The following is a 23,329-nucleotide window of genomic DNA, read 5'->3' on the forward strand; positions in this document are numbered from 1 at the left end:
TACAGCCATTCCAATATACACTCCCCACAAACATTCAGCCCAAAACCGCGCTGCCCGGCTGCCAATCGCAGCCATAAAAAAACCGGAGCCTCTGCTGCACTCAACAGCAGAAACTCCGGTTTTATTACATCTCAGTGCAGATAATTCTGCTTAAATTCTCCCGTGCACTTGCGCGAAAAAATTAAAGCGTCAGCAAATACTGCACTAAATCATCCACTTCAGCGCTGTTCTGCGCACACCACGGATGCGGTGCCGCTGGCATACCAATCGGTTCGGCGGTGCCCATTTCATCCGGGCCGTATTCGGCGCGCATTTTCTGGTAATCCCAGTAATAGTGGTCTTTGTCCCAGGGTACGCTGACAAAATATTTATGCCGCTCGATAAAGAGGTTACGTTTGTAGCCTTTATCCAGCTTGGTTAAATATTTCGATTTAGGTACACGGAACACATCGCCTTTGCGGTTCAGGTCGGGGAAGGGCGTAACATGATCCGGGCCACCGGCATCCGGGCGTACCGGTGCATGCAGGGTGTAGTAGTTGTTATACAGGTTGCTGCCCGGTGTGCAGCGTTGCGGGCTGACCAGATCTTCGAGGTTGCGCACATGGCCGTCCGACAATAAACCACGGTGCTGAGTCCAGTACAGATCGCGCAGGAAAGTCGCACGTACCGATTCGGTTTCTTTCTGATAAATGGTCGGGGTAAAGAACCGGCCGACTTCATCCAGCCTTACCATTTTCTCGTTGGTATTGGCACCTACGCCGTCGCTGTGGCAGCTGCTGCAGTCGCGCTCATAAGTGGCCTTACCACGGTTAACCGCGGCGCTGACATCGGCGTATTGTTGCCAGCCGGTCTGTACAAATTCCCCTTCGCTTAACTGAGCATTGCCGGTTTGCGCGCTGAGTTTATTGCTGTATTTCAGCCAGCGGTATAAGCCGACATTGCGCAGGTCATCGTCATCCTGATCGAGGGTGGTCATATAGGCGGTCAGGGCTTCGAGCCATTCTTTGCTCATCGCACCCTGCGCGCCGTCCGGTTCTTCGGAATGAATATAAGAGCCTTCAAAACCCACATAGGATTCAGTGTGCGATAACGAACGGCGGATGGCCATGTAATTGGTCACGTTCGGAATGGCAATGGGTGAGAACTGGTAGTCGTTGTCGGTATGGCTGCCTTCGCCAACCACGCGCACCATATTGTGTTCACCGGCACCGGCGGGCATATGGTAAAGCAGCATATCTTTGGCGATGTCTTTTTTACCGCTGTTCCAGCTCGGGCCTTCTTCGCTGGTATAAATACCGTCGAAGGTGTTGGTGAGGGTTTGCAGAACTGTCCATTTCATCGACCAGTTGGGGTTAGGTAAACCCGGAATCACTTTGCTGATGGCCTGGCCCGGTGCTTTTTCATAACTGACTTTATAGCCGTGGCAGGAGGCACAGTTAAAACCAATCCATTCGCCATTGCCTTTATAAGGCTCGCTGGCTTCGGCGTAGCGGTAACCCACCCAGCCGCTGTCGCGGGTATTGCCTTTGAATTTCGCCGGTTGTGTGGTTAAAAAGCCGGGAATAGGTGTCGCCATCGGGTAGGAATTAAAATACACATCGTCGATGGCTTCGTCCGGTACTTCACCGCGTACGGTTTTTACTGCACCAAAGAGTTTCGCCGGGTCGGCTTTACCGCCGGTAATCGGGTCGTTGGCTTTGTAATTAAAAATCGCATTCCAGTCGAGTTTGCGCACGCTGTGCGCTACACCGATGTTGTAATCGTAAGACCAGAAAGCCTGACGGCCTTTTTCCACCAGTTGCTCAAAGCCAGGGTTATTAACGCTGACGGCTATCGGCGTGGTGGATTTTGCATCGCTCAGGGTCGAGACCACATCGCAGTCGTGCTCAAAAGTATCGGAAATAATGCGTGAGGTTTGTGCATCAATCACGTTATGCGCCTGGCCCGGATGTTTTAATGATTCATTAAACCCGGTGCGCTTTTGTATCTGCACAATTAACGGCCCGCTGCTGGCGTGGTCGGGTACGCGGAAGCGGATTTCGTTGTCGTTCCAGCTGAGAATGTTTTTATCCCAGCTGTCGAACTGCTCGTCGCTTTCAAAATTCACCTGATCGTTAATGGCCAGGTACTGGGTGAACATGCGCAGGTCGGTTTCCAGAATACGGGTATTGCCGAGCATGATTTTTGAGAAGTCGATGTCGGTACCGCCACCAAAGCCGCTGCCTTTTAAGGTAACTTCGTCACCGGCATTCAGTTGTGCAGTATTGGCAGAACCGGCACTCCAGCGCAGTTCGCCATTGACCAGTAATTGCTGAATCTCCGGTTGTGGAAAGCTGGCCGCCGAGGCCGCACGCTGTGCTTCGCGGCTGGCGTCAAAGGTACAGAGCGTTTCCTGATCGGGAAATTCACCGGGCAGTTCGGTAATGCAGCCGCTGAGCAGCAGCGGTACGGCCAGCAATGCCAGCCCTCCGCGGGTTGGGTATTTGATTGTCATGGTGGCTAGGCCCCTGATTATTATTGTTGGTAAGAATGCGCCGCCGGCCGGCAGAAGCGGCCAGCGGCTGTATCACGCTATGCCTTGCTGTATGGGGCGACAAGCCTATGATGGAGGCTTCGGCGGGTTGGCCTGAACTACGCTAGTACGTTTGTGCTAAAAACTCAGGGTGGCGTATTTTATCCGCCCGATAGCGGCCACAGAGTTGACGATTAAACCAAGCGGAGAGAGAGGGATGGACGACAGTTTTTTGCTGGCACTGGCAACCTTGTTTGCCACCGTCGGCCCGGTGGATGTGGCGGCGATTTATGCGGCCATCACTCTGCATGCCAGCCAGCAGGAGAAACGGCGCATGGCCTGGCGCGGTGTGCTGATTGCCAGTGGCGTACTGCTGCTGTTCGCGCTGGTCGGCGATCTGGTGCTGCATACGCTGGGTATTTCGCTGGCAGCACTGCGCACCGCCGGTGGGATTATGTTGCTGCTGATTGGTCTGGATATGGTGTTTGCGCGTAATTCCGGCGCCATCAGCACCACGCCGCTGGAAGAAGCCGAAGCCCGCCGGCGCGGTGATGTGGCGGTGTTTCCGCTGGCGCTGCCGTTAATTGCCGGGCCCGGCACCATGGGCGCGGTGATGCTGCTGATGGCGCAGGCCAGCGATGACCTGACGGCGCAGTTATCGGTACTGGCCGCGTTGTTAACCGTTATGCTGATCTCGCTGTTGTGCCTGCTGGCGGCCAGCCGCTTAACTCAGCTGCTGGGCGTAACCGGCATGCAGGTCATTACCCGCGTAATGGGCGTTTTATTATGCGCTCTGGCGGTCCAGTTCGTGTTTGATGGTATCGCCGGGAGTGGTCTGCTCAGTCATAGTGCTGACGCCGCCGCGGCCGCTTCTGTTGCGCCCGGCATCACCACGGTCGAGCAGTAACAACAGCGGCGGCAGCAGCAGAAAATCAATCAGCAGTGCCACGGCAATCGACAGCGCCAGCAGGTTGCCCATATTGGTGCTCGGATTAAAGTGCGAAAATTCCAGCACGGCAAAACCGCCGACCAGAATGGCTGAAGTAATCAGCAGCGCCACGCCGACGGTATGAAACGCATAGCGTATGGCATCGGCCGCCTGCATCGTCAGCACCTTGCGTGCGTGCTGGTATTTACTGAGAAAATGCACGGTGTCATCCACCACAATGCCAAGGCTGAGACAGACCACCACCGAGGTGGCGGTATCGACCAGGCCGCTGATCATGCCCCATAAACCGTAGGCCATCGCCGCCGGCAAAATATTCGGAATCATGCTGATTAAGCCCATTTTCCACGACCGCAGGGCGGCAATCAGCAACAGCGAAATTAATACCAGCGCAATACCGGTGCCCTGCAACATGCCATGAATATTGCGGAAGGTAAGGTTGGCGAACACCACATCCAGGCCGGTGGCTTCGCTCAGATGCAACAGCGGTGCATGTTGCTGTGCCCAGGCAATGGCGGCCTGTTCGACACGGATAATATTGACCGAATCGGAGCGGTATAAACGCACCTGCAGACGTGAAGATGAGCGGTCGTTATTGACCGTATCGTCCAGCCCCAGCCCCAGCGGTAACGACAGTTCGTACAGCAATAAATACTGTGCTGCCGCTTCGGCGGAGTCGGGCACGCGGTAAAAGGCCGGATCGCCGCCGTTTAAATTCTGATTCAGGCGTTTAATGATGTCGGTCAGGCTGCTGACATGTACGACCTCGGGCTGAGCGCGCAGCCACTGGCTGAAGGCTTCCAGTTGCTGCAGATAGTCAACATTATTAATGCCTTCCGCCTGCTGGCTGTCGGCAATCATAAACAGAAGATGCAGGCCGCCCAGCTCCCGGTCGATCATGTCGTTGGTCTGGCGCACTTCAAAACTTTCGTCAAAAAATTCGTGCCAGCGTTCGGTAATTTCGTTGCGGCTGATCTGGCTGGCACAGGCGGCGACAATCAGCAGCATGCTGAGCAGCAGACCTTTATGATGACGCACAATCAGATCGGCCAGACGGTCAATCCACTGGTGGTTATTTTCGGCGCGTAATTTTTCCGGAACCGGCAGTAACGCCAGCACGGCAGGCAGAAAGGTGAGGGTAAAGGCCCAGGCAAAAAATACCCCGGCGGCAATCATATTACCCATGTCACGGTAAGGCGGAGAGTCGCTGGTGTTCAGGCAGAGTACGCCGACCATGGTGGTAATACTGGTGATTAAAACCGGGGAGAAATTCAGCCTCATGCTGTTAAGCAGTGCCTGCTGCCGTGGCTGGCCGTGGCGCAGGGCAAAATAATACGACACCAGAATATGCACGGTATCGGCGACGGCAATGGTCATGATGGCGGTGGGTACAAAACCGGTGGGCGGTGTCAGGGTATAACCCAGCCAGCCGAACAGGCCCATGGTGGACACCACCGAAAAACTGATAATGCCGAGAATCAGCAGGGTGCCCGACAGTGTACGCAGGGTCAGCAGCATAATGCTGATCATTACCAGATAAGACACCAGCAATAATGACTGAATATCCTGATGAATGGCTTCACCCATGGTGACATTGGAAACCAGCGACCCGCTGAGCATAATCCTGAAATCCGGGTAGCGGGCGCGGAATTCATCGGCCAGGGCGCGGGCGGCGTATACCACCTCCGGGGATTTTTCGGCGCTTTTTCCTTCCGGTAATAAAAAGCGCACATTAACGCCGGAGGTGCCGCCATCGGCAGAGATTAATTTATGCAGCAGCTCGGGTAATGAAATAGCCAGTTGTTGCAGGCCGGATAAATCTTCCGCTAATTCTTCTGTGCGGTAAAAATCGTTGATCAGCAGGTCATCGCCATCAACCTGGGTGTGCTGATAATTCTGCAGCGAGTCGACCCGCTGCGAATAGGGCAGCTGCCAGCCGCGTTCAGTCAGTTGTTCTATCAGCCTAAGCCCATGAGGGGTAAACAGGCTGCCGTTGGGGTTCTGCACCAGGAAATAAATATTATCCTGATTCGAATAAGTGCGCTCCATGGCTTCAAAGGCCTTTAGCTGCGGATTTTCCGGGCCAAAATAGGTGCGGAAATCGCTGGTAAAGCTCAGCTTCAGTACGCCGCTGGCAAGCAGGCCAACGATTAACAGGGTAAAAAACACAACGCGGCGCGGGTGGCTGATAACCCACTGTAGGTAGCTTTGGATCATGGTGAAAATGCCTGCAGGCAGAAATTATTATTGTCGGCCGATTGTAGGCCGGTCAGGCCTGCCCACAAGGGGGAATTCCGCCATTCGGATACCTCTTCAGGCGTATAGCGATGGGCGCCTCAGGCTCTCGCCGCTATACTGGGGCAGACTTTCCGTCTGATACAGCAACAAAAAGCAACAAACAGGAAGAACAGCATGAACGGCAGTAACGATCAGGCAGTACCCAGCATGAACTGGCAGCAATTATTATCGGCCGCCCGTTCCGGTGAGCGTCAGGGTTCGCTGGGTTTTGCGCTGGAACACGGGCGTACGCCGTTTCATAAAGATTATGACCGTATTATTTTTTCTTCGGCGTTCCGTCGCCTTGACCGCAAAACCCAGGTGCATCCGTTATCGGAAAATGACCACGTACACAGTCGTCTGACCCACAGTCTGGAAGTTGGCTGTGTTGGCCGCTCGCTGGGTACCCGGGTTGGTCAGGCGCTGGGTGAGCGTTTACCGGCCGGTATCGATGCCAGCGATGTCGGCGCACTGGTTCAGGCCGCCTGTCTGGCCCACGATATTGGTAATCCGCCCTATGGCCATACCGGGGAAGATGCTATCCGTCACTGGTTCCGCGCGGAGGAAAATGCACATTTCCTGCAGGAACTGACACCACTGCAACGTGCAGACCTGCAGACCTTTGAAGGTAATGCGCAGGGTTTCCGCATTGTGACCCAGGTAGAGTCGCACCGTTTTCAGGGCGGTATGCGTTTAACCTATGGCACGCTGGGGGCTTTTCTTAAATACCCCTGGACGGTGGATTATGTGCAGCGCGGCGAGGCGAAAAAGTTCGGCTGCTATCAGACCGAATTACCGCTGCTGCGTGAGATTGCCGGGCGTCTTGGTTTACTGGAATTAAAACCGGACTACTGGGCGCGCCATCCGCTGGTGTATCTGCTCGAAGCGGCGGACGATATCTGTTACGGCCTGATCGATCTGGAAGACGGTATCGAAATGGATCTGCTGCGCTACGATGAAGTGGAAGCACTGCTTAAGCCGTTACTGGCCGATCACTGGGACCTGGCTCAGGCCGAACTGGAGCAGGCCGATAACCTGCGCCGGCGTTTACAGGTGTTGCGCGGTATGGCGATGGAAGTTTTGGTTACGGCTGCCAGCCAAGCCTTTATCCGTAACGAGCAGGCGTTACTGTGCGGTACGCTGCAGGGCGATCTGATTGATTACTGCCCGCCGGTGGTTAAGGCTGTTGTGCAGGGCGCTAAAAATATGGCACGGGAGCGGATTTTTAAAGACAGCCGTAAACTGGCGGTGGAAATCGGCTCTTATTCAACCCTGGGGGTATTGCTTGAGGCCTTTTTAAGTGCCGTGCGTGAACGTGTTCTGGATGGTCAGGCGACTTTCCGTAATCAGCGCGTGCTGGAATTAATGGGCCGTTCGGCGCCACAGGCCGATTGGAGCCTGTACGAAGCCTATATGCGCGCGCTGGATTTTATCTCCGGCATGACCGACAGCTATGCGGCTCAGATTGCCCGGCAGTTTTCCGGTTACCAGCCACCGGGGCGTGGATTTTAACAACGCCGGGTTATGGCCGTTGTTTTATCGTTGCTGTTGCTGTTGCTGTTGCTGTTGCTGTTGCTGGACGGGCGGCTGATAATCAGCGTCGTATTTTTTTCTTCTTTTTTGCGCCGGTGAGGTGCTCTGATGATTAACGAATTATTACTGATAGCGCTGCTGATTGTACTCAGCGGGCTGTTTGCGGTGTCGGAAATATCCATCGCTGCGGCACGTAAAATCAAATTACGGGTACTGGCCGATGAAGGTAACGAGCAGGCTGAAGCCGTACTGCGTTTGCAGGAAGAGCCCGGTGCTTTTTTTGCCATGATACAGATCGCCCTGAATGCGATTGCCATCATGGGCGGTATTGTCGGTGAGCAGACCCTGACGCCGTATTTTCAGAACCTGCTGCAGCTGTTTTATCAGGGCCCGATGCTGGAACAGATCAGCTTTGTACTGTCTTTTACCACGGTTACCTCGCTGTTTATTCTGTTTGCCGATCTGCTGCCGAAGCGTCTGGGCATGATTATTCCGGAAACCATGGCGATGAAAGTCGTCACGCCGATGCGCTGGGTTACGCAGTTACTTAAGCCACTGGTGATGTTATTTAACAGCCTGACCAACCTGTTGCTGCGCCTGTTTGGCTTGCCGATGCAGCGGGAAGATACGGTCACCACCGACGATATTGTTGCCATGATGGATGCCGGTGCCGAGCACGGCAGTCTGCAGCAGCAGGAATACCATCTGATTGGTAATGTGTTTGAGCTGGAAGGGCGCACGCTGCCAACGGCGATGACCATGCGTGAGCAGATTGTCTATTTCGATATTAACGACAGCAGCGCAGATATCAGCGCCAAAATTATCGAGCATCCGCACAACTGGTTTTTAATCTGTGATGGCTCGCTGGATAAACTGGTGGGCGCGGTGGAGTCGAAAGAAATTCTGCGCAAGGTATTAAAAGGCGAACAGGCGCAGATTGGCGACGATATGATCGAGCGCGAGCTGCTGTATTTACCCGACACCCTGACCCTGGCCGAAGGCCTTAACGCCTTTAAAACCACTGCACAGCCGTTTGCCGTGGTACTGAATGAATATGCGCTGGTGGTGGGTATTCTGACGGTAAAAGATCTAATGAACAGCTTTATGGGCGATCTGGTCGCGTCCAGTGGGGACGAACAGATTGTGCGCCGTGACGCCAGCTCCTGGCTGGTGGATGGCAGCACCCCGGTGGTCGATCTGGCACGGGTGCTGGAGTTGGATATCGATGATTTTCCGGATAACGGCCAGTATGAAACCGTTGCCGGATTTTTAATTTACCGCCTGAAACGTATTCCGAAACGGACCGATTTTATTACCTTTGCCGGTTTTAAATTTGAGGCGATGGATATCGACAACCTGCGCGTCGATCAGCTGATGGTGTCACGTATTAAAGAAAACGACAGCCCGCAGAGCAACCATATCAGCGGGCCGTTGTAATCATTTTATTGCCTGTGTTGCGGCCGGAATAACCTGCTGCAGATGGGCAATAAAATTCTGTTCCAGATGGCTGGTATCGCCGGCAATTACATTGTCGGCGTGAAAGGTTGTCCATTGCTCCCGCAGACCCAGGTAACGGTTGGTGAGAATGGGCTGTACCAGAACGTCATCAATATGTTGATAATTTTCCAGCACCGGACAGGCGCCCAGATCGCTGGCTTTCATATTGGAAGTAACAACCAGCATAAAAGCCTTGCCGCCCAGCTGTCCGCCTTCGCCATAAATATCGGTAATTAAAAAGGTTTTACGGTGCTGCAATACTTCATCAAAGTATTCTTTTAACAGCGCCGGCGCACCAAACCACCAGATAGGGAAATGGTAAACGATGGCATCGGCCCAGTGCAGATGCTCTATTTCTTCTTCGATGTTCCAGCCGCCAACAGCTTTAATCGCTGCCAGATTACGCACCTGAACGGAATGTCCCTGACGCCGTGCGAAGCCCTCGGTTAATGCTGCAAGGGTGGCATTTAATTCGCCTTTGGCGGCGTACAGTTTGGGGTTGGTGGTCAGGATCAGAATATTCATTTATACCTCTGCCGGTCAGCGGCGGTTGTTTTGCGGTTAACAATGGGTTGTCGTCACAATAAATAAGGCAGCCGGGAACGGTAGGCGCAGGCCTGGCCGTTGCTGTCTGTATGAGCGCGCAGCAATAAACAATTACGCTCCAGACTCAGTTGCCAGTCTTTGTTGTGACGGCGGCAGGTACGGATATGGCGAAACATTGTCCGTACGGGAATGCAGTAAACGGCTGTGCTCATATGGCCTCCTGTCAGGTCCTAATCAAAACGGTGTAATACATCGCCCAGCGGACGGCGGGTTTTCTCTCCCGGTTCTGTCAGGCGATAGCCCAGCGCCAGTGCCCAGACCGGTTTGAACATAGTGTTATCAACACCGGTAAGCTCCTGCAGTTGCTGCTCCCAGACTTCCTGCACAAAACCTTCGATCGGGCAGGAGTCGATACCCAGAAGAGCGGCCACTGTCATCATGTTGGCCAGTGGCAGATACGTCTGATGGGTGGCCCAGTCGGTCAGGCTGCGTTCGGATTCCAGCAGGTTGAAATCCTGTTCCTGAAAGGTGCGGAAGAAGCCGCCTTTTGCATTCACCACTTCCGCAGGCAGTTGCTGCACCTCGGTCATCATATGGCGGATGTAATCAGAGTCATGACGCACGCCCGGAGCGCGGCGCACCATGCCAATTAACACGTGGCTGGCACTGGCAAACTGGCGTTTACCGCCCCAGCTGTTTTCGCTCAGTTGCTCGCGCAATTGTGGATTCTGAATCAGCAGAAACTGCCAGGGCTCGAAGCCAAAAGAGCTGGGTGACAGGCGTCCGGCTTCGATAATGGTGGCAAACTCTTCGCTGCTGATTTTTCGGGCCGGATCAAAGGTTTTGCAGGCATGGCGGAAGCGGAATGCCTGCAGAATCTGCTGGCGCAGGGCTTCTTGCCTGTTGTCTGCAGACTGGTTATTAGCAGGTTGAGTGATTTGAGAGCGCTGGGTTGTTGCTTCGTGGGCGGACATATCGTGTTCCTCGGATGGAGTGGAATATGCCCAGTCTATTTATTGTTTGAGATTGAAAAAGACGATAACGTTTGAGTTACTTTCAAAAATATTTTGATAGTGGCTGTTAAATGGAGGCATTAATGAATCTCGCCGATCTGAAGCTGTTTATTCAGGTGGCCGATGCAGGCAGTTTATCGGCCGCTGCGCGGGTGCTGGACTGCAGTCCGGCGGTGGCCAGTGCGGCATTAAAGCGGCTTGAACTGCAGCTGGGCGCGCGCCTGTTCAGCCGTTCAACCCGCTCATTACGGCTGACGCGGGAAGGTACGTTGTTTCTGGCCTATGCGCGCAAGGCGCTCAGTCTGCTGCAGGAAGGTCGCGGTTTGCTGGACGGTGAGCTGCATCATGTGGCCGGGCAGCTGAGCATTTCTGCGCCTTCTGATCTGGGGCGGCACTGGCTGCAACCGGCGCTGAATGATTTTCAGGCACTGTACCCGCAGGTGCAGCTGCAGCTGAGTCTGAGTGATGAGCTGAGTAATTTTTACCGTGATCCGGTGGATGTGGCGCTGCGTTACGGTCAGCTGAGTGATTCCGGGCTGATCGCCACGCGCCTGTTGGATAACCGCCGGTTGCTTTGTGCCGCACCGGCATATCTGCAACGGGCGGGAATGCCGCAGCAGCTGGAGGCGTTAAAACAGCATAATTGCCTGGCCTTTTTCCTGCGCGGCGAGCGTTATGATCACTGGCACTTCTGTGATGAGCAGGGCAATCAGAGCGATCTGACGGTCAGCGGTAACCGCAGTGCCAGCGATGGGGCACTGGTGCGCGAATGGGCGCTGGCCGGTCTGGGGATTGCCTACAAATCGCAGCTCGATATCGCCGCTGATTTGCAGGCCGGACGACTGCAGGTTGTGCTGCCGGGTTACTGGCAGGATGCGCCGCTGTATCTGGTGTATGCCGAGCGCGAATACCTGCGCCCGGCGGTGCGTTGCTTTATCGACTTTATGAAGGCACGGGTGCGCGGCTGAAGCTCAGCTGCGTCCGGCGCGTAATTCGATAACTTCGGCCGCTGGCGGCAGAGGGGTCGTGCTTTGTGCTGCGTTGTCTTCTGCCGGGTTGTTTGCCGCAGGGCTGTTTTCGGACGTTCCGGCAGCCGCTTCTTCCATGGCCCGCAGGCGTTCTTTTTCCAGTTTTTTCTTCCAGCGTTTTTCAGCCTTTTTCAGGTGTTTGCCCATCATTTTGGCCAGCTGCGGCACCAGTGCCGGTGGCAGGTCGTGGCCCATGCCCTGAATGACTTTCAGCTTGGCTTTGCGGATGGCGGCGGCGGTATCTTCGCCCATGCGCACCGGAATTAACGGATCGTCGGTGCCATGAATCACCAGTGTTGGCAGTTTGATTTTACGCAGCAGGTGGCTGCGGTCACCGGCGGCGGTAATGGCAACCAGCTGGCGTTTGAAGCCGGTGGGATTGGTGGTGCGCTCAAAACTGGTTTCGGCCAGTGCGCGCAGTTCCATTTCATCCATCGGGTAGGCCGGACTGCCGATTAAACGGTTCATCCGCATGGTATAGCGGATGGACGCTTCGCGGTTAAACGGTGTCGGGCGCTTGGCCAGTTGCAGCAGCACCTTCAGTTTGGCGTCGGGCAGACCGGGGCTGGTGGCCGACGACATAATGGAGGTCAGGCTGCGTACCCGCTTTTTATGTTTGGCGGCGAGAATCTGGGCAATCATGCCGCCCATTGAGGCACCAACCAGATGAGCGCTGTCGATCTCCAGCTCATCCATTAACGCCAGCACATCACGCGACATATCTTTCAGCGTGTAGGGTACCTGTGCTTTGCGTTTGAGTTTGGTGACCAGCCAGGTGGCGAGCAGGCTGGGGTTGCCGTGATGATCCATCTGCGATGAGCGGCCAACATCACGGTTATCAAAACGTACGACCTGATAGCCTTTATCAACCAGAGCCTGACACAGGCTGTCTGGCCAGATCCGCATTTGTGCGCCTAAACCCATAATCAGGATCACAGCCGGATCAGCCGGATTGCCCATTCTTTCGTAGGCCAGCTCAATGCCATCGGGGGTGCGGATATGGGTCATGCAACCTTGTCTCCATATTGGGGTCTTTGATACTCGCTCGCCTTGTGACCGCGCGGCGGTTAGAATGCGGAACTTTATAGATTGTAGTTATAAGTGCAGAGCTATGGATATCGATTTTCCCCTGATACTGATGGTGCTTACCCTGGGCACCGGCGTGATTGCCGGCGTCGATAAATTCTGGCTGGCCAAGCGCCGTAAAGCGCGTGCGGATGCACTCATCGCTGAGCGCGCTCACCCGGAAGACATTCATGAGGCTGAAACCGAGCCGTTTATTATCGAGCAATCGAAGTCTTTCTTCCCTGTTCTGGCCATTGTCTTTGTTCTGCGTTCGTTTGTCGCTGAGCCTTTTCAGATTCCATCCGGTTCGATGGAGCCGGGTCTGGTAAAAGGGGATTTTATTCTGGTCAGTAAGTTCCATTACGGTCTGCGTATGCCGGTGTTCGGTACCACACTGGTGCCGGTCAGTGAGCCGCAGCGCGGTGATGTGATGGTGTTTTTTCCACCGGATGACCCTCGTTACTTTATTAAGCGGGTTATTGGCCTGCCGGGTGACCATATTGAATACCGTAACCGGCAGTTGAAGGTGAACGGTGAAATCATCGAAACCCATGAGCTGGGTGGTGAGCCTCCTTACCGTCCGCTGAAGTATCTGGCGCAGGAACAGCTGGACTCTGCTGATGCTACGGTGCAGTGGATGGTGGGGCGTGACCCGCGTACTAATCAGACCGTGGTCTGGGCCGGGCCGGAAGGCGAGTGGGATGTACCGGAAGGCAGTTACTTTATGATGGGTGACAACCGTGGTAACAGCCATGACAGCCGCGGCTGGGGCTTTGTACCGGAGAAAAATATTGTCGGTAAAGCGGTGGCTGTGTGGATGCACTGGGAAAGCTGGGGTGATATTCCATCATTTGGCCGCAATAAGTGGATCGACTGATCTACACTTAGACGATACGTTATAAACAGGTATCGTCTTATGCCATCCACTAATTCTTCCGTTAAGAAAGCCCCCTGTAAATTCTGCCAGCGTTCGCGCTGGCTGATGACCATCACTATTCTCGTCGTGTTATTCAGCGTTGCTTTTCTGAATCTCGGCAGCTGAAGCGCTGTTTATTTCTGCGTTTGCTTTAATTTCACTAAAGTCTTATCTGCAGCGACATATTTTTACTATTTAAGGACTGGATATTTACCGCCAAGGGCATACAATGCCGCCCCTTGACAGGTTGATGTACGGCAGTTCTGATGAATTATCTGACGAGACAGCTCAAAGGCAAGGCACTGGATATAGTCGATCGGCTGCTTCCTGTGCGACCGGTAATGCGCAGCGCCAACGAACAGATGCTGCTGGACCGTGAATCACGCCGAATGCACCTGTATTATTGCCGTACTTGCCCTTCCTCAATCTCCATTAAACGCCACTGTGAACGCCTCGGTTTGCGTGTGGTAGAAAAAGACGTCCTGCGTGTTAATGCCTACCGTAATGAACTGCTCAATGGCGGTGGCGCTCCTAAAGTTCCCTGTTTACGTGTCGATGATGAACAGGGCGGCCAGTGGCTGTACAGCCCGGATGCCATTCTCGACTATCTGAAAAACCGCTTCTGATTCTGATCCCCTGTACATTCAGGCATTACTCTGTGGCGTGAACGGCCTTCGTCCGTCTGACCGTCTGACGTTAGAATGCGGGCATTGTTTTCCCTAGGAAATGGCCATGCCCGTTTTAACATCTTCATATTGTCCGCCGTGGTTATTAGCCAATGGCTATGTACAAAGCATTTTTCCGACTTTTTTCCGCAAGCTGAATGACGATCATCTGCTGCGCGAACGCATCACCACCGATGACGGCGATTTTCTTGATATTGACTGGAGCCGTGTCGGCTCGCGCACGCTGGTGATTGTTTCCCATGGGCTGGAAGGCCATTCGCGCCGGCCTTATGTGCTGGGTACGGTACGTGAAGCCAACCGTCAGGGGTGGGATGCGCTGGCGTGGAATTTCCGTTCCTGCAGTGGTGATACCAACTTATTGCCACGTATGTACCACAGTGGCGCAACCGATGATCTGCACCGGGTAGTGCAGCATGCTCTGGCGCAGGGTTATGAGCAGGTTCACCTGGTGGGTTATTCGATGGGGGGCAATCTGAGTCTGGTATACGCCGGGCGCGAAGCTGAGCAATTGCCCGCTGAGGTACGTTCGGTGGTGGCATTTTCGGTCCCCTGTGATCTGCGTGGCAGTGCGTATCAGCTGGCTAAGTGGCAGAACCGTGTGTTTATGTGGAAATTCCTGCGCGACCTGAAAGAGAAAATGACGGTGAAGTCTCAGCGTTTCCCGCATCTGGTCAGCGTGGATGGCTTCGATGATATCCGTACGTTCAAAGAATTTGATGACCGCTACACCGCACCTCTGCATGGCTTCCGTGATGCTGAAGATTATTGGACGCAATCCAGTAGCCTGCGTTATCTGCCTGGGCTGCAGATTCCAACGTTGCTGGTAAACGCGCGCAATGATCCGTTTCTGTCGCCAGAATGTTTCCCTGAACAACTGGCTGCGGGGCATGAATTTCTGCATCTGGAGATGCCGGACAGTGGCGGCCATGTGGGGTTTATTCAGCGCACAGCCGATCAGACCTATTGGATGGAGCAGCGGGCAATGAGTTTTATTGCTGATGCTGTGGCGGATGTGGAAAGCCTTGCTGGACAGGCTACCCGTGAAGTGGCTGTGTCCTGAGGCGTTGCCGGGCAAAACAGTACATGTAAGCGGGTGTGATTGACGTAACTGAAGTCTTCCGGTGGTTACGGCTGGTCAGTCGGTGGGCAATATGTGACCTGATAATTGACGAAATACTTTAAATCTCAGCGTCAATATTTTGTGATCGTGTATTGAGTTGTTAAAACAGCCATTTACTGAACGTGAGTTGACTATTGTTTGAGGTAAGCGTTTTGCGAGCCTCAAGTCATGATCCGTTGGTTCTTTCTATTTTTGCTGCTTTTCAGCAATGCCTCCCGGGCATCGATGCTGTCTGCGGCGCAGTGGCAGCAAATCCGGCTCAGCGATGATCGTGTGATTGAGGTGTTGCCCCGTGGTGATCAGCGCCAGTTGTGGGTTGAGACCCGCGACGGGGAAGCCCTGCTGGAAGTGAACGGCTACTGGTACTACGCCATTACCGGTGATGATGGTCTGCTGAGTGCAGGAGAGCCTCTGGTCAGTGGCACTCCGGCAGCAGAGTCCGTGCTTAAGCCATCATTTCATACGTTTGCTGCCCCGACCTCCCGCTTATCCACCTCCGGAACCTCTACCTTCAGCACTTCTGTTGCCGCTCCACAACGCAGACCTTTCCGTTACGACGCCAGCTCATCTTACTTTCGCCAGTCTCTGCTGGTGGTGCGTGTAGGCTTTGCTGATCAGGCCTTTATTGCCAGTGATGCCGAGGTAGCTGCACGCTTCTTCGGCAGCGAAGGCAGCGTGCAGAATTACTACCGCGAGAACTCCTATCAGCAATTTGATATTCAGCCAGCCCGTGAGCAAAACGGTGTGGCGGATGATGGCATCGTCAGTGTCGTGCTGAGCCGTAATCATCCGGATTTCGGCAACGGCTATGGCAGTGCCAGTCAGGCGCTGGTGCACGAGGTGCTGGCGCAGCTGGGCTCTCAACTGGATCTGAATGAATATGACCGCAACGGCGATCAGTGGCTCGACCCCAAGGAACTGGGTGTGGTGTTTCTGATTGCCGGCTATGAACAGGCCTATGCCGGCTCGGCAACCAGTCATCCTCGGGTATGGGCACATAAATCGACTCTGTATCAGGGCCGCCTGGGGAATTTTTATCTGGCGGAATACGCCATGTTTGGCGAGCAGCACCAGACGCATCTGGCGACCATCGGTGTGATCTGCCATGAGCTGGGACACCTGCTGTTTGATCTGCCTGACCTGTATGACCGCAGCGGTAATGGTATGGGCATTGGCCGCTGGGGGCTGATGGGGTTGGGGGGCTGGAACCGTACAGAGGGGGCAGCTGGCGAGACACCGGCGCATATGCTGGCATGGAGTAAAGAGCAGGCCGGGTTTATCCGTCCGCAGTCAGCGGTCAGTGGTGTTAACCAGGTGGCACTGCGTGCCGCCAGTGATGGTGATGATGCGCTGACTGTGCATCTGGATGCGTACCGCCATGGTGAACGCCTGATGCTCGAGCATCGCCGTCAGTCTGGCTATGACCAGGGCCTGCCGGGCAGTGGCGTACTGGTTAGCCGTATTAACGACCGTGCCGGTTTCGGCACCCTGAATGTGGCGCAACAGGAAGGCCGGTTGCTGGCCATTGAAGAAGCCGATGGCCGTGATGACCTGCTCAGCAACAGTAATCTGGGAGAGCCTTCCGATCTGTTCAGCTCGGTATCAGACCAGACCCTGTATTCCGCCGCAGAAGGGCAGATCAGCAACAGCGGTGCTGTGCAGTTGCTGCAGCTGCAGGCTGGTCTGATCGCGGAGCTGGACGTTAATCTCTCTGAGGCTCCGGCGGGCGATAATCTGGGTCTGGATGAGTTGCCGCCCAATGCCGTCTGGGGAGCTGCTGGTGGTTATGCTCAGGTGCTGATGACACTGCCGGTTAAAGATGGGGTGTTGTCATTTGATGGTGTGGACCTGTTCGCTCTGGGTGATGGCCGGGCGGATATTGCCCTGTACCATAGCTTTAATGGCCGGGAGGGGCGGGATCTCCTGGGGCAGGAACATCAGTTTATGCTGCAGAATGGCTGGAACCGGTTACTGCTGGCAGATCGTGTAGTGGCCAGCGGGCTGGAAAGTGTTGTGCTGCAGATCAGTGTGCAGTCGCTGTCTGGCCTGGCGCCTCTGGTAACGGATGAGCAGGGTGGTCTGAGTGGTCAGACCTGGGTGCGGGATGATAATGCTGCGGCATATCAGGAGGCAGGGTTTGACGCCAGTGTACGCCTGTTGGTCAGCGTGGATTCTGTTGCAGACATTGAAGTGCCTGCCGTGGATGCGGGTAAAGGCAATGTCAGCTCAGGTCAGGATACCGGCGCCGCTGCGGATTCAGCATCTTCGGCCGGGGCTCTGTGGTTTATGTTTCCACTTTTGTCCTTTCTTGGCTTACGCCGTCGCACCGTCTGACGTGTGCATTTCTTTTATTCAGCCGTAGCCATATCGCGGCACAGAGTGAATAATCCTATCTGAATCCGGCGGCACAGTGCTGCTGTAATCTTTCCGACAAACCGAGGATGGGCTTTGTCTTCTCCGTTCAGATTTGCCTCGTTGTGGCGGGGCTATACCCTCTATTTACTCATGCTTGTTGTGGTTGCCGGCCTGGCACTGGCAGAGCCCTTAAGCGGCCAGTGGCTGCGTTTTGACCGTCTGGCAATCGCTGACGGCCAGTGGTGGCGCCTGTTTACTGCCAGCTGGGTGCATATTTCCGGAAATCATGCGCTGAGTAATATGGCTGGGATTGCTTTGTTTGCTTATATCGCCGGCCCTTCGCTGAATTCAGTGCGCGGCCTGTTGTTGCTGTGTTGGTGTGTATTGTTTGTTGGCTGCGGTCTTTATGTGTTTGCTCCGGATCTGTATCGCTATGGCGGAATGTCCGGAGCTTCGCATGGTTTATTGCTGGTTGCGCCCTTTGTTTCGCCCTTTTACGGCCGTCGTATCGCCTGGCTGTTTTTTGTGGTGATTGTGGTCAAGGTCGCCTGGGAACAAACTCCCTGGTATGACGATATGGCTCTGGCGGATGTGATTGGTGGCCGGGTTGAAACCCGCTCACATTTGTTCGGGACACTGGCCGGAGTATTTTTCTTGATGCAGCTGTATTGGCGACGAATTCTCAGGCTGGCACCGTCAGACTAGGAGCGTATCGGCTAAGCCGATGAGAAGCATCAGAGCAATAAAAAAGGCAGCCAGGCTGCCTTTTTTATTGCTCTTTTTACCTGGCGGTTACCGGGTCAGCCGTTGGCGGCTATCGGCATCTGCTTGTGTGACTGACGATACTGAGCCGGGCTCTGATCAATTTCTTTGATAAAGATCCGGTCCAGAGTACGACGGCCAGACAAGCCGATATTCAGCGCAATCTGCTCAATACTTTCATCGGTATTAACCAACAGGCGTTTGGCGGTTTCCAGACGCACACTGGTTACGATCTGCTTCAGCGAGGTTTCTTCGCGGTGCAGGTGACGGTTCAGGGTGCGGGCACTGATGTGGAAGTAATCAGCAACTTCCTGCTGGTTGGCATTCAGGCGGATTTTGTTCTGCAGGAAAGCCTTACGGATGCGCTCAGCCAGAGAGCCGGAGCGTGCCAGTTTGCGGTATTGCTCTTCCACCTCACGCTTCATCATATTCAGGATGTGCGGATTGGTGTTATGCAGACCTTCATCCAGCCACTTACTGTGGAACTGGATAGAACATTCGTCAGCATTGAACTGCACGTCGCTGCGCCATTGCGAGCTGTAGTGCTCACTGTACTGCGTGGCCGGGAATGGCAGGGCGATGGTACTGATGCTCAGTTCCGGGCCACACAGCTGTCGCAGCCAGCTCAGCAGGGTGCTGATAATGATTTCGGTGCGGCGGCGCTGAGTTGAAACAATAAAGTTCTCTTCAACCGGCAGTTTTACCTTAATGATGTTATCGCGGGTACGGGTTACCTGAATTTCCAGCTGATCACTCAGCAGGGAGGAAAACTTCTCCAGATAATAGAGTGCTTCGCGCAGGGTATTGCAGCACAGAAACAGGTGCTGCAGCTGGCAGCTGCTGTGAACGTTGAATTTATGCGACGACTGCACACACAGTGATTCGTCATTTGTACGCTTAACCAGCTGGCTGATTAATTCATCGGCATCTTCTGCGTTGATCCGGCTGTCAGGATCTTTCAGTTGCTTAAGCACACGCTGAATCGCACCGGAAGCACTGTCCGGCAGCTGATCAAAAAACGTAGGGCCTGCAGCTTCCAGCAGAGGACGAACCAATGCGGTGGATACGTAACCTTGTTCCATGTTCATAGGCGTCTAATCTGATTCGGTTTTTGTTTTTTAACCTTACTCAATAGCAAGCGGTATGCCACTGACAGGTTGGTAAAAAGAGCAGGCATTATGGTAAATGAATGTGACCAAATTTGTCATGTGTTACCGTAGGTAACAAAGGGCTGGCACTTATCTACCCGAGCCCCCATTCTGGTCTAATGAGAAAGGTTATATTGTGACGAATCTAACAATTATTGGCATAAACCTACCCGGAATGAGGTTTTTTTAGCATTTTCTTGTCCGGGCAGGAGATGAAGAAGGTACGGTTGTTCGCTTTTTCAGAATTCGTACTGCGCACCCAATGTTATCAATTGGAAGCGAACACGGCTGAACTCTTTGCTATCCAGCGCCGTTGTCTCCAATTCGGCGCGTAATGCCAGATCAGGAAGCGCGCGCCAGAAGAATCCGCCACCGGAAATCTGGTCAACGGCTGATGTTTGCTTGGTGCTGACGATACGGCGGCTGATGGTTTGGTCCTGGAATGCTTTGATTTCAACAGTGTCATAATCAGCCACCCACAGGTTGGCGCCGGTTTTCAGGAAAAAATCGATACTGTCGGTCAGTGGGAAACGGTAGCGGAAAGTAATAAGAAAACTTTGCGGACGGGCACTGGCAAAACCGGTGTAGGTTGCATATGCCTGATCGTCAGTCGTGGCATTGGTACGGGATACTGTACCGTGTTTCGCGTTTTTAAACGTCGGTGGCTTATCATCAGCCACATCAGTGAAGTCGGCTTTCGGATCATCGTAACTGGCTTCTCCAATATCCATAATGCCGAATTCCAGAGCCAGCCGGTCGGTAATATTGGGTCCGAATGTCAGTTTGATGGTGTTGCCGAAAGAGTCCATATCCTGAGAGTCAGTGATACCGCCCTGCAGGCCAACAAATCCGCCTTCAGCCTGTGCTGCAGGGGATAGCAGGGATAAACCGAGCAGAGAGCTCAGCGCCAGCGAAGTCAGCATGCCACCACGTGCAGGTGTGCAGGAATATGAGGCCATAGTGAGGGAGTCCATTTTTATAGTTGTTCTGATCTGCCTGAGCAGGAATTATCTTGTTATTTTGTTGGCAGGAATTCAGTGGTATTCGCTACAGATTCCTGACGTTTGCGCATGATACCAGCCACCGCTTCAATATAAAGCCACTCTTCGGGCAATTTACGTTATAAAACCGCAGCCGGATGCAGCAGCTGAACGTTCTGGAGTGCGTCTGGCAGAGCGCACTGTGGATGGAGGTCCGGGAGATATAGGCCTATTTGTCATTAAGTCTGTCCGATGAGCCTCTGATATTGGAAAATATGGCAATAATTGCCTTTATTTTCCGGCGAATTTTGCTATCGTTTATGAAAATCAATTCTTAAAACTACGGTTAATATGACAATTCGAGGTGTGAATTCTCCGGCAAAGCCAGCTACCTGGCTGGGAGAAAACGGCATTGTCTACCACGACCTTCACGGCTTCAGCCATCTGACGATCGACCTTGTCCGTTTTATGCACAATGCTCATGGGCGGATTGCGGGGCAGCGCAAGCGACCTGTATTACTGTTGGGGCAGGATATTCTTACCGTTGATTTCGAGGTGCAGCTTTTCGCTTCACACCCCGACCTTCTGCGTACCACAACAGCGCTGGCGATTGTGGGCGACTCTTTTATGCTGCGTCATCTGACGGCGATGTTTCTCAGTTATCATGCTCCCGCTTATCCGGTGCAACGCTTTGATCAGCGTGATGAGGCCGAATGCTGGCTGACGGGGATGGCCGCTCAGGCTCAGCATGGCTGAGCCTGAAGGCTGCTTCTGTCTCTTCAGATTTTCTCAATCCGTCCTTTCATATGAACCTTTTCGCCTCGGACGCTGCGCAGCTCGAAGTCGATGCCAGCGTTGTTTGGCTGATCACTGCTGAGTGTTTCATGCAGGTTGTAGTGCAATTCGACAGCGGATGGCAGGAAGACCGGCAGCTTAAATTCAGTCGTCAGGCGACAAGCGTCGCTGTGCAGCAGGGGTTGCAGTGCCGCCGCTGTACGGGCTTTGCTCCACATACCATGGGCAATGTGGCTTTTGAAACCGAACAGTTTGGCTGACAGAGCGTAGAGGTGAATGGGATTGGAATCACCGGAAACCCGCGCATAGCGCCGACCCAGATTACTGTGCAGCGTCCAGCGTTCTATGGTGGCGAAGCTGGCCAGTGGTGGTCGCTCTTTTTTCGCTCCCTTGGCTTCAGTGCTGCGCATGCGCGCCAGATTGGTACTGACTGATTCCCAGACTTTTTCACCGCCGATGGTTATTTCGGTATGAATATCAAACTCCAGCCCTTTATCGGTTTTTGTGCTTCCGGAAAAATGACAGCGGATATCCAGTTTCTCTTCCTGGCGAATGGCCCGGTATTGAGTGATCTCATTGCGGATATGCACCAGCCCCATGAGGGCGAGAGGAAATTGCTTATGCAGCATCAGCTCCATGTGCAGCGGGAATGCCAGTACGTGTGGGTAGGTCAGCGGCAGCAAGGATGTCTGAGTGCGGAAGCCGCAGACGCTGGCGTAAGCCGCTACCCGCTCCGGGCGCGCTTTCACACCAACCAGCAGAGCTTCAATATCAGGCATCTGTATATCACGCTGGCCGGCGCCACGTGCCAGCAGCGCCCGGGCGTATTGGCTCAGAGTTCCCGGAGTCGCACTGAATTGCATGCGTATAGCTTGAGTCATGGCCACGGTGTCCTTAATTAATATTCTGATCAGACAAGGGTGAGAAAGGGGAGTATAGAGGCAGCTTGCAGAGGGCCATTGGCGCAGCCACTTCGTGTGCTGCGTCAGTTTGGTCAATAGGACTTGCAGCGGCCTGTTTATCTGGCAGAATTCGCCAACACTCATCAGGAATTTCAACGACTTATGTCCGGTGGAATGACAGAACTGCGTGACTCTGGCGTCATGATCCAGCTGGCTCATCAGGCCATGCTGAAAATGGGGTTGGATGTGGATGCGGTGTTTGCGCGTTTGGGGGTTACCCCTGAGTTGCTGGCAGACAGGAATATCCGCACGCCACACGAAGCTCAGCTGATCTTTTGGCATGTGCTGGAAGAGGTCAGCCAGGATGCTGATATCGGTCTGCATCTTGGCGAACATATGCCTGTATATAAGGGACAGGTGCTTCAGTACCTGTTTCTGTCCAGTCCGACCTTTGGTGAGGGGTTGAAAAGAGCACTGAATTATCAGCGCCTGCTCAGCGATGCTTCCCAGGCCAGTACCGGCACGGAAGGCGATCAGGCATATATTCTGGTCGAGAGTGCCAGCGACCGTGTGGCCGGCCTGCGCCATCTGAATGAATGCATGGCGCTTGGCCTGATCCGTTTCTTCCGTTATGTAACCGATGATGCCTTTGTGCCATCCTGCGTTCATTTCAGCCATGAAAAACCGGCTGACAGTACGGAGCATGAGCGGATTTTTGCCTGTCCGGTTCTGTTTGAACAGGATGACAACCGTATTTATTTCAATACCCAGCTGCTGGATATGCCGTCTTCCCATGCTGAGCCGGAACTGCTGCAGCTGCACGAAAAACTGGCGATTGAGCATGTGGCCAAGCTGGAGCGTCAGGATATTGTGACCAGGGTATACAGGGTCTTCGGCGAAATTCTGGAAACGGGACAGGTCAGTCTGGAAGATGTCGCGGAGCGGCTGGACATTAAATCCCGCACATTACGTACCCGTCTGGCGGAAGCGGGCACTAACTTCAATCAGTTGCTGGCAGACTACCGCTGCAACCTGGCTAAACGTCTGTTATCCGGTACCGATGAGAGTATCGACGAGATTGTCTACCTTACCGGTTTTTCTGAACCGAGTACTTTCTACAGGGCATTTAAACGCTGGACCAGCCAGACACCGGTTGAGTACCGCAATCAGCGCAAACAGTTATGAAGCGGGCTGATTAGCCTTTTCTTGCAAGGTAATGCTTTCAGTCGTCGTGAATCTTTAACTTAT

The 23,329-nt window shown here is 53.9% G+C and carries 20 protein-coding genes and 1 pseudogene; 12 read left to right on the top strand and 9 right to left on the bottom strand.

Annotation, left to right across the window (positions count from 1 at the left end; genetic code table 11):
• Nucleotides 1-181: 181 nt before the first annotated feature.
• Complete coding sequence (locus HUF18_RS07525) at nt 182-2,494, bottom strand: hypothetical protein (RefSeq protein WP_225691716.1); 2,313 nt, start codon at nt 2,492-2,494, stop codon at nt 182-184.
• Between the two features lie 235 nt (nt 2,495-2,729).
• Here HUF18_RS07525 and HUF18_RS07530 point away from each other — a divergent pair, with 235 nt between their 5' ends.
• Nucleotides 2,730-3,419, top strand: a complete 690-nt coding sequence (locus HUF18_RS07530) for a MarC family protein (protein WP_145469422.1) — start codon at nt 2,730-2,732, stop codon at nt 3,417-3,419.
• Nucleotides 3,420-3,464: 45 nt separating this feature from the next.
• Here the strand turns inward: HUF18_RS07530 and HUF18_RS07535 are convergent.
• Nucleotides 3,465-5,675 (bottom strand): annotated as a pseudogene (locus HUF18_RS07535) (efflux RND transporter permease subunit); the annotation flags it as partial.
• Nucleotides 5,676-5,870: 195 nt separating this feature from the next.
• Here HUF18_RS07535 and HUF18_RS07540 point away from each other — a divergent pair.
• Both HUF18_RS07540 and HUF18_RS07545 read left to right on the top strand, forming a co-directional pair.
• The gene (locus HUF18_RS07540) at nt 5,871-7,247 is read left to right on the top strand and encodes a deoxyguanosinetriphosphate triphosphohydrolase (RefSeq protein WP_225691717.1); all 1,377 of its coding nucleotides are present in this window, start codon (nt 5,871-5,873) and stop codon (nt 7,245-7,247) included.
• A 129-nt stretch (nt 7,248-7,376) separates the two neighbouring features.
• On the top strand, nt 7,377-8,705 hold the full coding sequence (locus HUF18_RS07545) for a hemolysin family protein (RefSeq protein ID WP_225691718.1): 1,329 nt from the start codon (nt 7,377-7,379) through the stop codon (nt 8,703-8,705).
• Here the strand turns inward: HUF18_RS07545 and HUF18_RS07550 are convergent, their stop codons facing one another.
• From HUF18_RS07550 to HUF18_RS07560, 3 genes are read right to left on the bottom strand one after another with little or no spacing between them, the layout of a single operon-like run.
• The gene (locus HUF18_RS07550) at nt 8,706-9,290 is read right to left on the bottom strand and encodes an NAD(P)H-dependent oxidoreductase (RefSeq protein ID WP_225691719.1); all 585 of its coding nucleotides are present in this window, start codon (nt 9,288-9,290) and stop codon (nt 8,706-8,708) included. It lies immediately after the preceding gene.
• Nucleotides 9,291-9,343: 53 nt separating this feature from the next.
• Nucleotides 9,344-9,523: a hypothetical protein gene (locus HUF18_RS07555; protein WP_225691720.1), complete on the bottom strand. Its 180-nt coding sequence runs from the start codon at nt 9,521-9,523 to the stop codon at nt 9,344-9,346.
• Between the two features lie 18 nt (nt 9,524-9,541).
• Nucleotides 9,542-10,285, bottom strand: coding sequence for an NAD(P)H-dependent oxidoreductase (locus tag HUF18_RS07560; protein ID WP_225691721.1), 744 nt, complete (start codon nt 10,283-10,285; stop codon nt 9,542-9,544).
• Nucleotides 10,286-10,407: 122 nt separating this feature from the next.
• On the opposite strand from HUF18_RS07560, the gene HUF18_RS07565 reads away from it, so the two are divergent.
• Nucleotides 10,408-11,292, top strand: coding sequence for a LysR family transcriptional regulator (locus HUF18_RS07565; RefSeq protein ID WP_225691722.1), 885 nt, complete (start codon nt 10,408-10,410; stop codon nt 11,290-11,292).
• Between the two features lie 3 nt (nt 11,293-11,295).
• Here HUF18_RS07565 and HUF18_RS07570 read toward each other — a convergent pair whose 3' ends face one another.
• Nucleotides 11,296-12,360 (bottom strand): alpha/beta fold hydrolase, encoded by a 1,065-nt coding sequence (locus HUF18_RS07570; protein WP_145469428.1) that lies wholly within the window; start codon nt 12,358-12,360, stop codon nt 11,296-11,298.
• A 103-nt stretch (nt 12,361-12,463) separates the two neighbouring features.
• Here HUF18_RS07570 and lepB point away from each other — a divergent pair, with 103 nt between their 5' ends.
• From lepB to rrtA, 6 genes are all read left to right on the top strand, one after another.
• Nucleotides 12,464-13,294: a signal peptidase I gene (gene lepB / locus HUF18_RS07575; RefSeq protein ID WP_225691723.1), complete on the top strand. Its 831-nt coding sequence runs from the start codon at nt 12,464-12,466 to the stop codon at nt 13,292-13,294.
• Nucleotides 13,295-13,333: 39 nt separating this feature from the next.
• Nucleotides 13,334-13,459, top strand: a complete 126-nt coding sequence (locus tag HUF18_RS19625) for a hypothetical protein (RefSeq protein WP_255449037.1) — start codon at nt 13,334-13,336, stop codon at nt 13,457-13,459.
• 140 nt (nt 13,460-13,599) lie between these two features.
• Nucleotides 13,600-13,959, top strand: a complete 360-nt coding sequence (locus tag HUF18_RS07580; protein ID WP_145469430.1) for a glutaredoxin family protein — start codon at nt 13,600-13,602, stop codon at nt 13,957-13,959.
• 106 nt (nt 13,960-14,065) lie between these two features.
• Nucleotides 14,066-15,079 carry a YheT family hydrolase gene (locus HUF18_RS07585; RefSeq protein WP_225691724.1) on the top strand — a complete coding sequence of 338 codons (1,014 nt, stop codon included), beginning with the start codon at nt 14,066-14,068 and terminating at the stop codon, nt 15,077-15,079.
• A 285-nt stretch (nt 15,080-15,364) separates the two neighbouring features.
• Nucleotides 15,365-17,473: a M6 family metalloprotease domain-containing protein gene (locus HUF18_RS07590; protein WP_225691725.1), complete on the top strand. Its 2,109-nt coding sequence runs from the start codon at nt 15,365-15,367 to the stop codon at nt 17,471-17,473.
• 114 nt (nt 17,474-17,587) lie between these two features.
• Entirely contained in the window at nt 17,588-18,199 is a 612-nt protein-coding gene (rrtA, locus tag HUF18_RS07595) for a rhombosortase (protein WP_225691726.1), read from the top strand.
• Nucleotides 18,200-18,294: 95 nt separating this feature from the next.
• On the opposite strand, the gene HUF18_RS07600 is transcribed toward rrtA, so the two are convergent.
• Nucleotides 18,295-19,344 carry an AraC family transcriptional regulator gene (locus HUF18_RS07600; protein ID WP_145469434.1) on the bottom strand — a complete coding sequence of 350 codons (1,050 nt, stop codon included), beginning with the start codon at nt 19,342-19,344 and terminating at the stop codon, nt 18,295-18,297.
• Between the two features lie 299 nt (nt 19,345-19,643).
• Nucleotides 19,644-20,363: an outer membrane beta-barrel protein gene (locus HUF18_RS07605; protein ID WP_225691727.1), complete on the bottom strand. Its 720-nt coding sequence runs from the start codon at nt 20,361-20,363 to the stop codon at nt 19,644-19,646.
• A gap of 372 nt (nt 20,364-20,735) precedes the next feature.
• Between HUF18_RS07605 and HUF18_RS07610 the strand changes: the two genes are divergently transcribed.
• Complete coding sequence (locus HUF18_RS07610; protein ID WP_145469436.1) at nt 20,736-21,140, top strand: STAS/SEC14 domain-containing protein; 405 nt, start codon at nt 20,736-20,738, stop codon at nt 21,138-21,140.
• A gap of 23 nt (nt 21,141-21,163) precedes the next feature.
• On the opposite strand, the gene HUF18_RS07615 is transcribed toward HUF18_RS07610, so the two are convergent.
• The gene (locus tag HUF18_RS07615) at nt 21,164-22,060 is read right to left on the bottom strand and encodes a MaoC family dehydratase (RefSeq protein ID WP_225691728.1); all 897 of its coding nucleotides are present in this window, start codon (nt 22,058-22,060) and stop codon (nt 21,164-21,166) included.
• A gap of 183 nt (nt 22,061-22,243) precedes the next feature.
• Between HUF18_RS07615 and HUF18_RS07620 the strand changes: the two genes are divergently transcribed.
• Nucleotides 22,244-23,266, top strand: a complete 1,023-nt coding sequence (locus tag HUF18_RS07620; RefSeq protein WP_255605903.1) for an AraC family transcriptional regulator — start codon at nt 22,244-22,246, stop codon at nt 23,264-23,266.
• Nucleotides 23,267-23,329: the final 63 nt, after the last annotated feature.

This window comes from Thalassolituus sp. ST750PaO-4 (genome assembly GCF_020320405.1).
Classification (GTDB): domain Bacteria; phylum Pseudomonadota; class Gammaproteobacteria; order Pseudomonadales; family Oceanobacteraceae; genus Venatoribacter; species Venatoribacter alkanivorans.

Excerpts from the sequence above, each read along its gene's own strand:
- HUF18_RS07525 (WP_225691716.1), bottom strand. The coding sequence starts at position 2,494 with ATGACAATCAAATACCCAACCCGCGGAGGGCTGGCATTGCTGGCCGTA.
- HUF18_RS07530 (WP_145469422.1), top strand. The coding sequence starts at position 2,730 with ATGGACGACAGTTTTTTGCTGGCACTGGCAACCTTGTTTGCCACCGTC.
- HUF18_RS07540 (WP_225691717.1), top strand. The coding sequence starts at position 5,871 with ATGAACGGCAGTAACGATCAGGCAGTACCCAGCATGAACTGGCAGCAA.
- HUF18_RS07545 (WP_225691718.1), top strand. The coding sequence starts at position 7,377 with ATGATTAACGAATTATTACTGATAGCGCTGCTGATTGTACTCAGCGGG.
- HUF18_RS07550 (WP_225691719.1), bottom strand. The coding sequence starts at position 9,290 with ATGAATATTCTGATCCTGACCACCAACCCCAAACTGTACGCCGCCAAA.
- HUF18_RS07555 (WP_225691720.1), bottom strand. The coding sequence starts at position 9,523 with ATGAGCACAGCCGTTTACTGCATTCCCGTACGGACAATGTTTCGCCAT.
- HUF18_RS07560 (WP_225691721.1), bottom strand. The coding sequence starts at position 10,285 with ATGTCCGCCCACGAAGCAACAACCCAGCGCTCTCAAATCACTCAACCT.
- HUF18_RS07565 (WP_225691722.1), top strand. The coding sequence starts at position 10,408 with ATGAATCTCGCCGATCTGAAGCTGTTTATTCAGGTGGCCGATGCAGGC.
- HUF18_RS07570 (WP_145469428.1), bottom strand. The coding sequence starts at position 12,360 with ATGACCCATATCCGCACCCCCGATGGCATTGAGCTGGCCTACGAAAGA.
- lepB (WP_225691723.1), top strand. The coding sequence starts at position 12,464 with ATGGATATCGATTTTCCCCTGATACTGATGGTGCTTACCCTGGGCACC.
- HUF18_RS19625 (WP_255449037.1), top strand. The coding sequence starts at position 13,334 with ATGCCATCCACTAATTCTTCCGTTAAGAAAGCCCCCTGTAAATTCTGC.
- HUF18_RS07580 (WP_145469430.1), top strand. The coding sequence starts at position 13,600 with ATGAATTATCTGACGAGACAGCTCAAAGGCAAGGCACTGGATATAGTC.
- HUF18_RS07585 (WP_225691724.1), top strand. The coding sequence starts at position 14,066 with ATGCCCGTTTTAACATCTTCATATTGTCCGCCGTGGTTATTAGCCAAT.
- HUF18_RS07590 (WP_225691725.1), top strand. The coding sequence starts at position 15,365 with ATGCTGTCTGCGGCGCAGTGGCAGCAAATCCGGCTCAGCGATGATCGT.
- HUF18_RS07600 (WP_145469434.1), bottom strand. The coding sequence starts at position 19,344 with ATGAACATGGAACAAGGTTACGTATCCACCGCATTGGTTCGTCCTCTG.
- HUF18_RS07605 (WP_225691727.1), bottom strand. The coding sequence starts at position 20,363 with ATGGCCTCATATTCCTGCACACCTGCACGTGGTGGCATGCTGACTTCG.
- HUF18_RS07610 (WP_145469436.1), top strand. The coding sequence starts at position 20,736 with ATGACAATTCGAGGTGTGAATTCTCCGGCAAAGCCAGCTACCTGGCTG.
- HUF18_RS07615 (WP_225691728.1), bottom strand. The coding sequence starts at position 22,060 with ATGACTCAAGCTATACGCATGCAATTCAGTGCGACTCCGGGAACTCTG.
- HUF18_RS07620 (WP_255605903.1), top strand. The coding sequence starts at position 22,244 with ATGTCCGGTGGAATGACAGAACTGCGTGACTCTGGCGTCATGATCCAG.